General features: G+C 70.8%; 10 protein-coding genes and 1 riboswitch. Of the genes, 5 read left to right on the top strand and 5 right to left on the bottom strand.

Translation table 11 applies throughout. The features are described from left to right. Positions 1-30: 30 nt before the first annotated feature. A riboswitch (TPP riboswitch) is annotated at positions 31-131 on the bottom strand. A gap of 97 nt (positions 132-228) precedes the next feature. Then, entirely contained in the window at positions 229-1,815 is a 1,587-nt protein-coding gene (locus CSC66_RS11970) for a BCCT family transporter (protein ID WP_162377627.1), read from the top strand. A gap of 25 nt (positions 1,816-1,840) precedes the next feature. On the opposite strand, the gene CSC66_RS11965 is transcribed toward CSC66_RS11970, so the two are convergent. The 5 genes from CSC66_RS11965 to ilvD form a co-directional block, all read right to left on the bottom strand. Continuing rightward, on the bottom strand, positions 1,841-3,253 hold the full coding sequence (locus CSC66_RS11965; RefSeq protein ID WP_238394383.1) for a glycoside hydrolase 5 family protein: 1,413 nt from the start codon (positions 3,251-3,253) through the stop codon (positions 1,841-1,843). Positions 3,254-3,445: 192 nt separating this feature from the next. Further along, entirely contained in the window at positions 3,446-5,167 is a 1,722-nt protein-coding gene (gene ggt / locus CSC66_RS11960) for a gamma-glutamyltransferase (protein ID WP_162377626.1), read from the bottom strand. 78 nt (positions 5,168-5,245) lie between these two features. After that, positions 5,246-6,277 (bottom strand): hypothetical protein, encoded by a 1,032-nt coding sequence (locus CSC66_RS11955; RefSeq protein WP_162377625.1) that lies wholly within the window; start codon positions 6,275-6,277, stop codon positions 5,246-5,248. Between the two features lie 120 nt (positions 6,278-6,397). After that, positions 6,398-7,243 carry a phosphate/phosphite/phosphonate ABC transporter substrate-binding protein gene (locus CSC66_RS11950; RefSeq protein ID WP_162377624.1) on the bottom strand — a complete coding sequence of 282 codons (846 nt, stop codon included), beginning with the start codon at positions 7,241-7,243 and terminating at the stop codon, positions 6,398-6,400. Continuing rightward, entirely contained in the window at positions 7,240-9,081 is a 1,842-nt protein-coding gene (gene ilvD / locus CSC66_RS11945) for a dihydroxy-acid dehydratase (RefSeq protein ID WP_162377623.1), read from the bottom strand. Before ilvD ends, CSC66_RS11950 begins: the two co-directional genes overlap by 4 nt. A 501-nt stretch (positions 9,082-9,582) precedes the next feature. Here ilvD and ilvC point away from each other — a divergent pair. From ilvC to CSC66_RS11925, 4 genes are all read left to right on the top strand, one after another. Continuing rightward, complete coding sequence (gene ilvC / locus CSC66_RS11940; RefSeq protein ID WP_162377622.1) at positions 9,583-10,611, top strand: ketol-acid reductoisomerase; 1,029 nt, start codon at positions 9,583-9,585, stop codon at positions 10,609-10,611. Further along, positions 10,608-12,353 carry an acetolactate synthase 2 catalytic subunit gene (ilvG, locus tag CSC66_RS11935; RefSeq protein WP_162377621.1) on the top strand — a complete coding sequence of 582 codons (1,746 nt, stop codon included), beginning with the start codon at positions 10,608-10,610 and terminating at the stop codon, positions 12,351-12,353. The genes ilvC and ilvG overlap by 4 nt, the downstream gene beginning before the upstream one ends. Next, positions 12,337-12,627 carry an ACT domain-containing protein gene (locus CSC66_RS11930; RefSeq protein ID WP_162377620.1) on the top strand — a complete coding sequence of 97 codons (291 nt, stop codon included), beginning with the start codon at positions 12,337-12,339 and terminating at the stop codon, positions 12,625-12,627. The genes ilvG and CSC66_RS11930 overlap by 17 nt, the downstream gene beginning before the upstream one ends. A 99-nt stretch (positions 12,628-12,726) precedes the next feature. Next, positions 12,727-13,950, top strand: a complete 1,224-nt coding sequence (locus tag CSC66_RS11925) for a threonine dehydratase (protein ID WP_162377619.1) — start codon at positions 12,727-12,729, stop codon at positions 13,948-13,950. The last annotated feature ends 14 nt before the right edge of the window (positions 13,951-13,964 follow it).

Below are 13,964 nucleotides of genomic sequence, written 5' to 3'. Positions count from 1 at the left end.
GAAGCGGAGCGCAGCACGCCCGGCGGCCGCCGGGCGTGGCACGAAGCTCCCTACGCCGGTCTCAACCGGATCAGGTTCGAAGGGTCTGTCTCAACCGCGCCGCATCGGCCGCGGTACCCCCGCTTCGGCGACGATTAGACCACACGCCGGAGCGCGGGGCACGGCCGCCACGGACGGTGCGCAGGCGGGCTTTGCTAGACTCGCCACCCCACCGGACCCGGGGGCGGCATGGTTTTCCGCATCTCCTTCCTGCTGGTCGCCCTGCTGGTCGCCGCTGCCGGGCTGGCGCCGGACCGTTTCGAGGCGGTCGTGCGCGGCCTGCTCGCCGCGACCCTGCAATACACCGGCTGGATGTACCTGGTCGTCGTGTTCTTCACCCTGGTGTTCATGCTCTACCTGGCCTTCGGCCGGCTGGGGGACCTGCGCATCGGCGGCGATGACGCCGAACCGGCCTTCTCCGGCGCCAGCTGGCTGGCGATGCTGTTCGCCGCGGGCATGGGCATCGGCCTGGTGTTCTGGGGCGCGGCCGAGCCGGTGTCCCATTTCTTCAAGCCGCCCGAGGGACTGGAACCGGGCAGCGTGCCGGCGGCGCGGGCGGCGATGCGCTACGCGTTCTTCCATTGGGGCCTGCATCCCTGGGCCGTGTACGGCCTGGTGGGGCTGGCGATGGCCTGGTTCCAGTACAACCGGCGCGGCCGCGGCCAGGTCAGCGACTTGCTGCAACCGCTGCTGGGGCGCCACCATCGCGGGTTCGCCGGCAGGCTGGTCGACACGGCCGCGGTCGTGGCCACCGCGATAGGCGTGGCCACCACGCTGGGATTCGGGACCCTGCAGATCGTCGCCGGCCTGGGCCGGCTGTTCGGCACGCCCGACAGCCTCCCGGTGCAGCTGACGGTGATCGCCGTCGCCTTCGTGCTGTACATGGCCTCGAGCCTGAGCGGCGTGGATCGCGGCATCAAGTGGCTGTCCAGCGCCAACCTGGTGCTGGCCGCCCTGCTGATGGCGATGGTGCTGGTGCTGGGACCGACCGCGTTCCTGTTCGACGTGTTCACCACCAGCCTGGGCAGCTACCTGGACGACCTGGTGCGCATGAGCCTGCGCCTGTCGCCCTTCTCCGGCGGCCACTGGGTGATGGACTGGACGATCTTCTACTGGGCCTGGTGGATCTCCTGGGCGCCATTCGTTGGCGCGTTCATCGCGCGCGTGTCCTACGGCCGCACGATCCGGGAGTTCGTCGTGGGCACGGTGCTCGCGCCCAGCCTGCTCGGCTTCGCCTGGTTCTCGATCTTCGGTGGCACCGCGCTCTGGCTGCAGCTGTTCTCGGGCGCCGACCTGGGGCCGGTGCTGGAGTCGGGCTACGAGAACGTCCTGTTCGCGGTCTTCTCGTACCTGCCGCTGGGGGCGACGATGTCGGCGATCGCCTTGGCGCTGGTGGCGATCTTCTTCGTCACCTCGGCCGATTCGGCCGTGCTGGTCTTGGCCAGCATGTCCAGCGAGCAGCCCGGAGACCCGCCCATGCGGCGCCGCCTGGCCTGGGGCATGGCGATCGCCCTGGTGGCCGGAACCCTGCTGCTGGCGGGTGGATTGGGGGCACTGCAGGGCCTGGTCACGGTCTCCGCGCTGCCGTTCGCGCTGCTGCTGGTGCTGGTCGCCCTTGCCTTGCGGCGCGTGCTGGTCCACACGATGCAGGTGCGGCAACGGCGCGCCCAGCGCATGCGCCATGCGCTGGAGGACTGGCTGCTCGGTCGCCCACGTCGGGGCGAGGCGGCAGTCGGCACGGGCGACACCGGCGGCCCGCCGGCCGGCACGCCCTGACATCACCGGCGCAGCGAGCTGCGCCTCAGGGCAGCGCGTGCACCGCGCGCGCGTGGTCGGACACGATCCCCAGGGTCGAGGCGTCGCTGTCGAACAGCGAGAACAGGCCCTGCGCCTCCTGCGGCGGATCGCCGGTGAACGGGTCGCCCGGCGCCCACATCCAGTCGGCGTTGGTGGTGCGGCCACGGCCGCCCCAGGCCCAGAAGTTGGAGCCGGCGATGGCGTCGCCGGCCTGCATCCGCTCGAGCAGGCGCGCGTAGATCGCCTGGTAGAAGCGGTCGCGCGCCTGCGTGCCCGAGGCCGGGTCGTAGGCGCCCTGGTCGCGGTTGAGGCCGAATTCGGACAGGACGATGGGCTTGCCCAGTTTCCCCGCCACTTCGATGTGCCGGTCGATGTAGTCGAGCGAGGTCGCCAGCCCGGAATCCAGCCTGGCCGCCGGGTCCTTGTGGTCGATCCAGCTCCAGTTGGACGGCCACAGGTGGAAGGTCAGGTAATCGACGTTCGGCGTGTCGTGGGCGCGGACGAACAGCGCCATGTCGCCCGCCGAGCCCTTCTCGCCCTCGCTGCCGGTGCTGACCAGTTGTTTCGGCGCCAGCCCACGGATGTACCCGGCGGTCTCGTCGATCCAGCGCACGTAGCCGTCGGCATTCGCCTTGCCGCCGGCATCGCTGCCCGGACGCGGCTCGTTGGCCAGCTGCCAGGACATCACCGTGGGATCGTCCACGTAGGCCACGCCGGTGATGCTGTTGGTGCGGCCGACCACGGTGGCGATCGCGTCTCGATACCAGGCCTGCGCCTCGGGGATCGCGTAGAAGCGCGCCGAGTTCTGCATGAACCCGTTCCAGTCGCCGGTCAGGTCCGGGTCGTGCTCGGACACCGAGCCGCCGGTGGCCCAGGCCACGTACTGCGACATGCCGCCGGACCACTGCCAGAAGTTGTTGAGGTAGAGCACGGCTTTCATGTCGCGGCGGGCCATCTCCGCCAGCAGGTAGTCCAGTCCCTGCAGCATCGCCTCGTCGTACTGGCCGGGCGCGGACATGATCGCCGGCCGCACGCCGCGCTTGAAGCCGCTGGCCTCCGACATGGCCAGCACGCGCAGGTTGTCGATGCCTGCGGCCTTGAGCTGGTCGAGTTCGGCGCGCAGGCGCTCGCGGTCGCCGACGCCGTCGGGCGCGCCCAGGTAGGCGCCGTACCAGAAGTTCGCGCCGGCGAAGCGGTAGGGCTTGCCGTCGAGCACGAAGCGCGTGCCCTCGACCTTGACGAACCCGGACTGCCGCGACGTCACGGCCGGGGTGGCGGCTGCGGAGCCGGCAGCGGCATTGGCGCCGCCATCGGCCTCGTTCGCGGGCCTTCGCGAACACGCCGCCAGCACAACCGACAGCGAGAGGACACCCCACATCGCGATGCGGCCGAAGCCGCCCGCCCATCCGGCAGGCACGTGCATAAGAACTCCCCGTCCAGTCAGCCCGCGATCGCACGCGGATGCGCCGCACCTTACACGCTGGCGGCGCCCCCGCGACACGCATGCGAACGGCGCATATCACCTATTCCGCGCACGCGGCGCCCATGGACGGGAAGGGAATCGTGTCGACGGCGCGTGGCCCGGCGATGCGTGGTCCGGAGGACAGGCTCAGTAGCCGGCGGCATGGCCGTCCTTGCGGCTCTCCGAAGCGCCGAAGTAGACGCCGTTGTCCGCCCGCAGGATCGCCTGGTAACCGCCGTAGGGACCGTCGGCGAAGATGATGCGATGACCCTTGCGCATCAGCTCGCGCACGGTCTCGTAGGGGAATCCGGTTTCGAGGTTGACCTCGCCGCCGTCGCTCATCGCCGTGCCCTGCCCGGTCGGTTCGGTCGAGCCCTCGTGCTGGATCCGCGGCGCGTCTCCGGCTTCCTGCAGGTTCATGCCGAAGTCGACCAGGTTCATCACGATCTGCACGTGGCCCTGCGGCTGCATCGCGCCGCCCATCACGCCGAAGCTCACCCACGGCTTGCCGCCCTTGGTGATAAAGGCCGGGATGATGGTCTGGAACGGGCGCTTGCCCGGGGCATAGCAGTTCGGATGGACCGGCTCGCGGTCGCAGCCGGCCAGCACGAACATCTCGCCGCGGTCCTGCAGGATGAAGCCCAGTCCCGGCGGCGCCATGCCGCTGCCCATGCCGCGGTAGTTGGACTGGATCAGCGAGACCATCATGCCGTCCGCGTCGGCGGTGGTCAGGTAGATCGTGTCGCCTTCCTCCAGCTGCTTCGGGGTGCCCGGCTGGGCCTCGCGCAGGGCCTTGTCCATCGAGACGAGCTGGCGGCGCTGGGCGGCGTACTCCTTCGACACCAGCTTCGCCACCGGCGCCGGCTGGAATGCCGGGTCCGCGTAGAACCGCGCGCGGTCGGCGAAGGCCAGCTTCTTCGCCTCCACGAACAGGTGCACGTGCTCGGGCGAGCCGAAGCCGATCTTCGAGAAGTCGTAGCCTTCGAGCACGTTGAGCATCTGCAGCGCGGCGATGCCCTGGCTGTTGGGCGGCAGCTCCCACACGTCGTAACCGCGGTAGTTGGTCGACACCGGCTCGACCCACTCGCCCTGGTGCGCGGCCAGGTCCTCGTAGCCGAGGAAACCGCCGTTGGCGCGGAAGTAGGCGTCGATGGTGCGGGCGATGTCGCCCTTGTAGAACGCGTCGCGCCCGCCGTCGGCGATCTTCTGCAGGGTGTCGGCCAGGTTGGGGTTCTTCCACAGTTCGCCCTTGCGCGGGGCGCGGCCATCGATGGTGAACTGCTCCTTGAAGCCGGGATGCTGCGAAAGGCGCGGCACCGAACGATCCCAGTAGTAGGCGATCACTTCGTGCACCGGATGGCCTTCGCGCGCGTAGCGGATCGCCGGCGCCAGGTTGTCGGCCATGGCGCGGCGGCCGAACCGGCCGTGCAGCGCGAACCAGCCGTCCACCGTGCCGGGCACCGATACCGGCAGCGGGCCGGTCGGCGGGATATCCCTGAGCCCGCGGCGCTTGAACTCGGCCAGGGTCAGCGACTTCGGCGAGCGACCGGAGCCGTTGTAGCCGTAGAGCTTCTCCGTCTTCGGATCCCACACGATCGCGAACAGGTCGCCGCCGATGCCATTGCCGGTCGGCTCCATCAGCCCCAGCGCGGCGTTGGCGGCGATCGCCGCGTCCACCGCAGAACCGCCCTGCTTCATCACGTCCAGCGCCACCTGGGTGGCCAGCGGATGCGAGGTGGCGGCCATCGCGTGCGGTGCGATCACCTCCGAGCGGGTGGCGAACAGCTCGCCGGTGATGCGGTCGGCGGCGGAGGCGCCGGCCGGCAGCAGCAGGGCGGCGCACAGCAGGGAACGACGGAGCAGGGACATGGGATCGGACCGTGGACGATTTCCCGGAAAGATAGCCGATCGCGCCGCACGGCCGCCGGGACCGGGTTCGCGTCCGGGTCAACCTGCCGGGATCGTCACCAGCGGCGAACCGGAGCCACCGCCGGTGTCGGCGATCGACATCATCACCTGGGTTAGCAGGAACATACGCTTCGAGGACTCGTCATGTCCGTCGATCCAGAACCAGGAATCGCCGGAGCGCACCGCCACGTGCGCACCGGCCGGCGCCTGCGCGCCGCTGCGGATCCGCACCAGCGCCGAAGCCGGCGGTGGCGAGCCGGGCATCTCCACGCCCTGTGCCAGCTCCATCAGGATCTCGAACATCGAGCGGGTGGCGATCGCCAGCTCGCCGCGGTCGTGCGGGTAGGTCGAGAACACGACCCGCAGCTCGCCGGCGCCGCGTTCGATGCCCAGCCGTTCGGAGAGGAAGGTGATGTCCGCCAGTTCCTGCGGATCCAGCGCCGGACGCACCCGCGCCAGTGCCTGGAAGGTCTCCTCCTTCTGGCGCACGCGGATCGCGAGCGCCTGGGTGCGCTGCAGCCGGCGCAGCGCGGCGACCACCGCGGCGAAGTCCGGGTCCGCCCGCTGCTCGAACAGCGGCGCGCTGCTGCCGTTGCCGACGCCGTTGATGGAGCGCACCGCCAACGGGAACAGCAGGTCCGAGGCCCAGCCTGCCTCCATCGTGGCCAGCACCACTGCCGGCGTCAGCGGCGCCAGCATGCTGCGCGAGAAGCGCTCGCCGGTCAGCGGGGTATAGGTCACCGTGGGCGATTCGCGCAGGACCACCGATCCGCCGATGGCGCCGGCGTCGTTGTCGACCGCCGGAGCAATCGCGGCCTGCAGCTCGCCGGTGCTCTCGCGGCTGTACTGGCTGATGACCGAACTGACCTCCAGGAACATCGGCGCGTCGCCGTGGCGCAAGGCCACGATGTTGGCCAGCAGCTGCTCCTTGTCGCTCTGCCGCAACTGCCGCGTGTAGTCGGTGCGGTCGATCCCGACCCGCTGCACGCCGATGCTGGTGCAGCCGGCCAGGGTGGCGGCCAGCATGACGGCCGGCAGCAGGGCCAGCCACTTTCCCGCAGCGCGTCCCATCGCCCTCTCCCTCCCCGAGCCGTCGCCAGATTACGCCAACTGGCGCCGTCCGCGGCCTGGCCGTACGCCCTTCCGTCCCGCGCAGCGCGGCAGCGGTATCCGGGCGGCAAGGCCCTCCGCTCAATCGGCCTGCGGCAGGTCCAGCGGCATCGGCGGTGCCGTCACGAAGACACGGGCATCGCCGAACTCCGGCCACCCGGCGCGCAGTGCCGCCATCACCGACGGGTCGCGCGCATGCGCCTCCAGCAGCCACGCGGCGATGTCGTCGCAGGGCACGGTGGCGGCCATCCGGCACAGCAGCGGGCCGGGCGGAATCGGCGCGGAACGCCACAGCTCGTGCAGGCCCGCCGGCGAGGCAGCGTCGTAGACGTCGGCGGCCAGCGCGGCGACATCGGCGTGCCCGTCGACCAGGGCCTGCAGCGCCGCCGCATGCGAGCCGGCATGGGCCACCGAGTCGAAGTCCGCCTGCGGACGCAGTCCCATCGCTCGCAGACCGGCGAGCGGAACGAATCCGCCGGACGCCGAGTCCGCCCCGACCAGGACCAGCCGCAGGTCCGCGGCCTGCGCCTGCAGCACCTGGATCGAATCGATCCCAGCGCGGGCTACGATCACCGCGCGATAGCGGTCGGCCTGCACGACCGGCACGTCGGGCACCGGCAATGCACGGATGTCGCCGGAACCCGGCCGCGCCTGCAGGTAACCGTGCAGGTTCGGTACCGCCACGTCGACCTGGCCCCGGCGCAGCGCATCGACCAGCGCGGTCGGCGACGGCAGCACGGCCACCCGCACCGGATGGTCGCCACGGCGGCCGAGATAGTCGGCCAGCGGCCGGATCGCGGCGGCACGGTCGCGCTGCGGGTAGGCGTAGGTGGCCACCACCCACGGTGCGGCCTCGCCGGCCGGCGCCGGCGACGGCGCCAGCAACACGAGCGCGGCGGCGGCGAAAAGCGACCTGGCGAGCCTCACACGCCGTCGAGCAGCGCCTTGTCGCGCACCGCTCCCTTGTCGGCGCTGGTGGCCAGCAGGGCGTAGGCCTTCAGTGCGGTGCTGACCTTGCGCGGACGCGGCTCGGCCGGCTTCCAGCCCTTCGCGTCCTGCGCGGCGCGGCGCGCCGCCAGTTCCGCCTCGGACACCAGCAGGTCGATCGTGCGCGCCGGGATGTCGATCCGGATCCGGTCGCCGTTGCGGACCAGGCCGATCGCCCCGCCGGCCGCCGCCTCGGGCGAGGCGTGGCCGATCGACAGCCCCGAGGTGCCGCCGGAGAAACGGCCGTCGGTCAGCAGCGCGCATTGCTTGCCCAGGCCCTTGGACTTGAGGTAGCTGGTCGGATACAGCATTTCCTGCATGCCCGGCCCGCCCTTGGGACCTTCGTAGCGGATCACCACCACGTCGCCGGCCTGCACCTCGTCGCCGAGGATGCCCTTCACGGCCGCGTCCTGGCTTTCGTACACGCGCGCGTTGCCCTCGAACACGTGGATCGATTCGTCCACGCCGGCGGTCTTCACCACGCAGCCGTCGACGGCGATGTTGCCGTGGAGCACGGCCAGGCCGCCCTCCTTCGAGAACGCATGGGCCATGTCGCGGATGCAGCCTTCGGCGCGATCCGTATCCAGCGACGGCCAGCGCGTGGCCTGGCTGAAGGCGACCTGGGTCGGGATCCCGGCCGGACCGGCCTTGTAGAACGTGTGCACGGCCTCGTCGGCGGTGGCGGTGACGTCCCAGGCGGCGATCGCCTCGCCCAGGGTCTTCGCGTGCACGGTCGGCACCGAGGTGTCGAGCAGTCCGCCGCGCGCCAGCTCGGCCAGGATCGCCATGATCCCGCCGGCGCGGTGCACGTCTTCGATGTGGTACTTCTGCGTGTTCGGCGCCACCTTGCACAGTTGCGGCACGCGCTTCGACAGCCGGTCGATGTCGCGCATGCCGAACGGGACCTCGCCCTCCTGCGCGGCGGCCAGCAGGTGCAGGATGGTGTTGGTCGAGCCGCCCATCGCGATGTCCAGCGTCATCGCGTTCTCGAACGCGGCGAACGTGGCGATGCCGCGCGGCAGCGCGCTGGCGTCCTCCGCGCCGTACCAGCGATGGCACAGTTCCACCGCGGTCACGCCGGCGCGCTTGAACAGCGCCTCGCGGTCGGCATGGGTGGCCAGCACGGTGCCGTTGCCCGGCAGCGACAGGCCCAGCGCCTCGGTCAGGCAGTTCATCGAATTGGCGGTGAACATGCCCGAGCACGAACCGCAGGTCGGGCACGCGCTGCGCTCGACCGCGGCGACCTGCTCGTCGCTGGCGTTCGGGTCGGCGGCCATCACCATTGCGTCGATCAGGTCGAGCTTGTGGTCGGCCAGGCGTGTCTTGCCCGCCTCCATCGGCCCGCCGGAGACGAACACCGTGGGGATGTTCAGCCGCAGCGCGGCCATCAGCATGCCGGGGGTGATCTTGTCGCAGTTTGAAATGCACACCAGCGCGTCGGCGCAGTGCGCGTTGACCATGTACTCGACCGAGTCGGCGATCAGCTCGCGGCTGGGCAGCGAATACAGCATGCCGTCATGGCCCATGGCGATGCCGTCGTCCACCGCGATTGTGTCGAATTCCTTGGCCACGCCGCCGACCCGCTCGATCTCGCGCGCGACCAGCTGGCCGAGGTCCTTGAGGTGGACGTGGCCGGGCACGAACTGGGTGAACGAGTTGGCGATGGCGACGATCGGCTTGTGGAAATCGTCGTCCTTCATGCCGGTGGCGCGCCACAACGCGCGCGCGCCGGCCATGTTGCGGCCGTGGGTGGAAGTCCTGGAACGGTAGTCGGGCATGGTCGGAAGAACGCTGGCGGACGCTGGCGCGTGGGTGGAGGGAAAGCCACGCACCTGCGGGCGCGCGGTCGGGACGGCGTGGAATCCGGTGCAGGAAGCGGCACGAATCGTGTTCGATTGTGCGGCGTGCGCGGGCCATGTCCACGGTTGCAACTGCAACAGTAGCGCGTCCCTACGATCGCTTGACAAGCCGCGAACGGGCGTGCTTTCCTCCGTTCCATGCTGCATCGCCACACGCCCTCGACCCACGACCGCAACGCGCCCCGCGGCGCGGCGTCGCTCGTCGTCCTCGTCCTTATTACCTCGCCAACAGGTGCGGGACGAACCGGCGCGTAAGCAGAAACACCACGCCAGATTCGCAAAACCCCGCACCGAAAGGCGCGGGGTTTTTTGTTGGCCGTCACGGCGGCCGGAAATTATCAGCAGAAACAAATCGTTTACGGCACATTCCACCCCCTTCGCTTCCACCATCACCTCCACGCAACCGCACAGGACCACGCCATGACCAGCAGCACCTCCTCCCACGCTCCCATCAAGAGCGTCGCGATCGTCGGCTACGGCAGCCAGGGACGCGCGCATGCGCTGAACCTGCGCGACTCCGGGTTCGACGTGGTCGTCGGCCTGCGTCCGGGCGGCCCGACCGAAGCCAAGGCCCAGGCCGACGGCTTCGTGGTCAAGTCGCCGGCCGACGCGGTCAAGGACGCCGACCTGGTCGCGGTGCTGACCCCGGACATGGTCCAGAAGAAGCTCTACGAGGACGTGCTGGCGCCGAACATGAAGCCCGGCGCCTGCCTGCTGTTCGCGCACGGCCTCAACGTGCACTTCGGCATGATCAGCCCGCGCGATGACCTGGACGTGGTCCTGGTCGCGCCGAAGGGCCCGGGTGCGCTGGTCCGCCGCGAGTACGAGATCGGCCGCGGCGTGCCGTGCATCTACGCCGTCTACCAGGACAAGTCCAGCAAGGCCGAGCAGCTGGCCCTGGCCTATGCCGGCGGCCTGGGCGGCGCGCGCGCCAACATCATCAGGACCACCTTCAAGGAAGAGACCGAGACCGACCTGTTCGGCGAGCAGGCCGTGCTGTGCGGCGGCGCGTCCTCGCTGGTCCAGGCCGGCTTCGAGACGCTGGTCGAGGCGGGCTACCAGCCGGAGATCGCCTACTACGAGGTCCTGCACGAGCTGAAGCTGATCGTCGACCTGTTCTACGAAGGCGGCATCACCCGCATGCTGGAGTTCGTCTCCGAGACCGCGCAGTACGGCGACTTCGTCAGCGGCCCGCGGGTGATCGACGCCTCGGTCAAGGCGCGGATGAAGGACGTGCTGACCGACATCCAGAACGGCACCTTCACCCGCAACTGGCAGGCCGAGTACGACGCCGGCCTGCCGAACTACCGCAAGTTCCAGCAGGCCGACAAGGACCATCCGATCGAGAAGGTCGGCCGCGAGCTGCGCGCGAAGATGGTCTGGCTGCAGGCCAACGCCGGCCAGCCCGATACCGATGACGCCAACGCGAAGAGGACCGCCGCCGCATGAACGCGACCTCCCCCACTGCGGCGGCCGGGCTGCGCAATGGCGCGGCCTGGGTCGCGCATGCGCTGGAAGCCGAGGGGGTGGACACGATCTTCGGCTATCCGGGCGGCGCGATCATGCCGTTCTACGATGCGCTCGTGGACTCGGGACTGAAGCACGTCCTGGTCCGCCACGAACAGGGCGCGGCGCTGGCCGCCAATGGCTATGCGCGCGCCAGCGGCAAGGTCGGCGTGTGCGTGGCCACCTCCGGCCCCGGCGCGTCGAACCTGGTGACGGGCATCGCCGACGGGCTGCTGGACTCGGTGCCGATGGTCTGCATCACCGGCCAGGTCGCCACGCCGCTGCTGGGCACCGATGCGTTCCAGGAGCTGGACGTGTTCGGCATGACCCTGCCCATCGTCAAGCACAGCTTCCTGGTGCGGAAGGTCGACGACCTGCCGCACGTGCTGGCCGAAGCCTTCCGCCTGGCCCGCGAGGGCCGGCCCGGGCCGGTGCTGATCGACCTGCCCAAGGACGTGCAGGTGGGAAGCGCCGCACACCTGCCGGCGCACGTGCCGGCCGAGGTGGCGCGCGAGCCGGCGCCGGCCGACGCGGCGCTGGCCGAGGCCATCGCCGCGATCGCCTGCGCCGAGAAGCCCGTGGTTTACGGCGGCGGCGGCATCGCCCTGGGCGAAGCGGTGGAAGAGTTCCGCCAGTTCGTCGAGGCCACCCGCATCCCGACCGTGCTGACCCTGCGCGGCCTGGGTGCGCTGCCCGGCAACCACCCGCATTTCCTGGGCATGCTGGGCATGCACGGCACGCGCGCGGCGAACATCGCCGTGCAGGAGTCGGACCTGCTGGTGGTGGTCGGCGCCCGCTTCGACGACCGCGCCACCGGCAAGCTGGCCGAGTTCGCGCCATTCGCCCGCGTCATCCACCTGGACGCGGACGCCTACGAGATCTCCAAGCTGCGCACCGCCGACATCGCCCTGCCCGGGGACGTCGCCGCCGGCCTGCGGACGCTCGCCTCCGGTGCGCGCAAGGCCACCGCCAACCGAGCCCAGGACGAATGGCGCCTGCGTTGCGCCAAGAACCGCGAACGCCATTCCGCCCGCTACGACGCGCCGGGCCAGGACATCTATGCCCCGGCCCTGCTCAAGCGCGTCAGCGAACTGGTGCCCGATGCGGTGATCGCCTGCGACGTCGGCCAGCACCAGATGTGGGTCGCCCAGCATTGCCGCTTCAGCCATCCGCGCAACCACCTCACCTCCGGTGCGCTGGGCACGATGGGCTTCGGCCTGCCGGCGGCGATGGGCGCCCAGTTCGCCTGCCCGGAGCGCCCGGTGGTGCTGGTCTCCGGCGACGGCAGCTTCATGATGAACGTGCAGGAGCTGGTCACCGTGGCCCGCTGCAAGCTGCCGGTGAAGATGATCCTGCTGGACAACAGCTCGCTGGGGATGGTCCGGCAGTGGCAGGAGCTGTTCTTCGACAAGCGTTACAGCGAGATCGACCTGTCCGACAACCCGGACTTCGCCGCGCTGGCGCGGGTGTGCGGGATCCCCGCCACCCGCATCGAGAAGCGCGCCGAGGTCGACGATGCGCTGGCCGCGCTGCTGGCGTCGCCCGGCCCGGGGCTGCTGCACGTGGCGATCGACGCACGCGCCAACGTCTGGCCGCTGGTGCCGCCGAACACCGCCAACAGCACCATGCTGGAGTCCAACCCCAACGAACAGAAGGCGGAGTCCGCGCATGCGTTACCGGCTTGACCTGGTGCTGAAGCCCGTGGAGGGCGCGCTGGTCCGGGTGATCGGGATGACCGAGCGCCGCGGCTTCGCGCCGCATGCCATCGCCGGCGGCTCCGACGGCGAAGGCGGGCGCTGGCGCCTGCAGCTGGTGGTCGACGGCGGCCGCCCGGCCGAGACGCTCAAGCGCCAGCTGCAGAAGGTCTACGACTGCGAGTCGGTCGAGATAAGCCCGATGGAAACCGCTCCGGTGGCGGCGAGTCCGGCCGAAGCCCAGCCGCTGGAGGCCGCGTCGTGAGCATGCGCGAGGCTCCTCCCCGTTCCGCCACGGCCGCCCGCGCGGAGGCGGTGGTGCGGAGGTGCCTTCTTCGACATCGCCCGGCGACGGTCGCGCGGCATGCCTGACACCGGCCGCGCCAGCGCCAGCAGCGGAGAGCCCGACGTCGGCGACGTCGGTCGCTCCGGCGTGGCGGCTGCCGGGAACGCGGCTGCCCAGGCCATCCGGCCCGGGGCGGACCCCGCGGAAGTCGGCGTCGCCGACGTCCTGGCCGCGCAGTCGCGGTTGCGCCGCTACCTGCCGGTGACGCCGATGCACCACGCCGAACGCTTCGGCGTGATGCTGAAGCTGGAGAACCTGCAGCGCACCGGCTCGTACAAGGTGCGCGGCGCCCTCAATGCGATGCTGGCGGCGCGCGAACGCGGCGACCACCGCCCGGTGATCTGCGCCTCGGCCGGCAACCACGCCCAGGGCGTGGCCTGGGCCGCGTACCGGCTGGGCGTGCAGGCGATCACGGTGATGCCGCACGGCGCGCCGCAGACGAAGATCGCCGGCGTGGCCCACTGGGGCGCCACCGTGCGCCAGCACGGCGACAGCTACGACGAGGCCTATGCCTTCGCCCGGCAGCTGGCCGAGCAGAACGACTACCGCTTCCTGTCCGCGTTCGACGATCCGGACGTGATCGCCGGCCAGGGCACCATCGGCATCGAGATCGCCCCGCACACGCCGGACGTGGTCATCGTCCCGATCGGCGGCGGCGGTCTGGCCTCGGGCGTGGCCCTGGCGCTGAAGTCGCAGGGCGTGCGCGTGGTCGGCGCCCAGGTCGAAGGGGTGGATTCGATGGCCCGCGCGATCAAGGGCGACACCGCCGCGATCGATCCGGCGCGCACCCTGGCCGACGGCGTGCGGGTCAAGGTGCCCGGCCTGCTCACCCGCCGGCTCTGCGCGCGCCTGCTGGACGACGTGGTGATCGTCCGCGAGGCCGAGCTGCGCGAGACCCTGGTCCGGCTGGCGCTGGAGGAGAACCTGATCGCCGAGGGCGCCGGCGCCCTGGCCCTGGCCGCCGGCCGCCGCGTCGCCGGCAAGCGCAAGTGCGCGGTGGTGTCGGGCGGGAACATCGATGCGGCCATGCTGGCCACCCTGCTGTCCGAGGTCCGGCCGCGGGCGCCGCGCAAACCGCGCCGGCGCACCGCTGAACTGGTGCCCCCCGACCCGCCCAAACCGCGACCGCGGCCGCTGGAAAAGCGCCGCGCAACCGCTACCCTGTCCGCCCCGCCCGTCATCCCCGTCCCAATGGCGCCCAGCGCGCCGCAGCCCGTCAGTGAAGAGGAGTTCACCTGGTGAACGCGCCCCAGTCC

Origin of the sequence: Pseudoxanthomonas kaohsiungensis, from assembly GCF_010211765.1 — a bacterium.
In the GTDB taxonomy this organism is placed as follows: Bacteria; Pseudomonadota; Gammaproteobacteria; order Xanthomonadales; family Xanthomonadaceae; genus Pseudoxanthomonas; species Pseudoxanthomonas kaohsiungensis.
Note: the sequence above shows the minus strand (reverse complement) of the source record. Positions and strands in the feature narration are given on the sequence as shown.

Excerpts from the sequence above, each read along its gene's own strand:
- CSC66_RS11970 (WP_162377627.1), top strand. The coding sequence starts at position 229 with ATGGTTTTCCGCATCTCCTTCCTGCTGGTCGCCCTGCTGGTCGCCGCT.
- ggt (WP_162377626.1), bottom strand. The coding sequence starts at position 5,167 with ATGTCCCTGCTCCGTCGTTCCCTGCTGTGCGCCGCCCTGCTGCTGCCG.
- CSC66_RS11955 (WP_162377625.1), bottom strand. The coding sequence starts at position 6,277 with ATGGGACGCGCTGCGGGAAAGTGGCTGGCCCTGCTGCCGGCCGTCATG.
- ilvD (WP_162377623.1), bottom strand. The coding sequence starts at position 9,081 with ATGCCCGACTACCGTTCCAGGACTTCCACCCACGGCCGCAACATGGCC.
- ilvC (WP_162377622.1), top strand. The coding sequence starts at position 9,583 with ATGACCAGCAGCACCTCCTCCCACGCTCCCATCAAGAGCGTCGCGATC.
- ilvG (WP_162377621.1), top strand. The coding sequence starts at position 10,608 with ATGAACGCGACCTCCCCCACTGCGGCGGCCGGGCTGCGCAATGGCGCG.
- CSC66_RS11930 (WP_162377620.1), top strand. The coding sequence starts at position 12,337 with ATGCGTTACCGGCTTGACCTGGTGCTGAAGCCCGTGGAGGGCGCGCTG.
- CSC66_RS11925 (WP_162377619.1), top strand. The coding sequence starts at position 12,727 with ATGCCTGACACCGGCCGCGCCAGCGCCAGCAGCGGAGAGCCCGACGTC.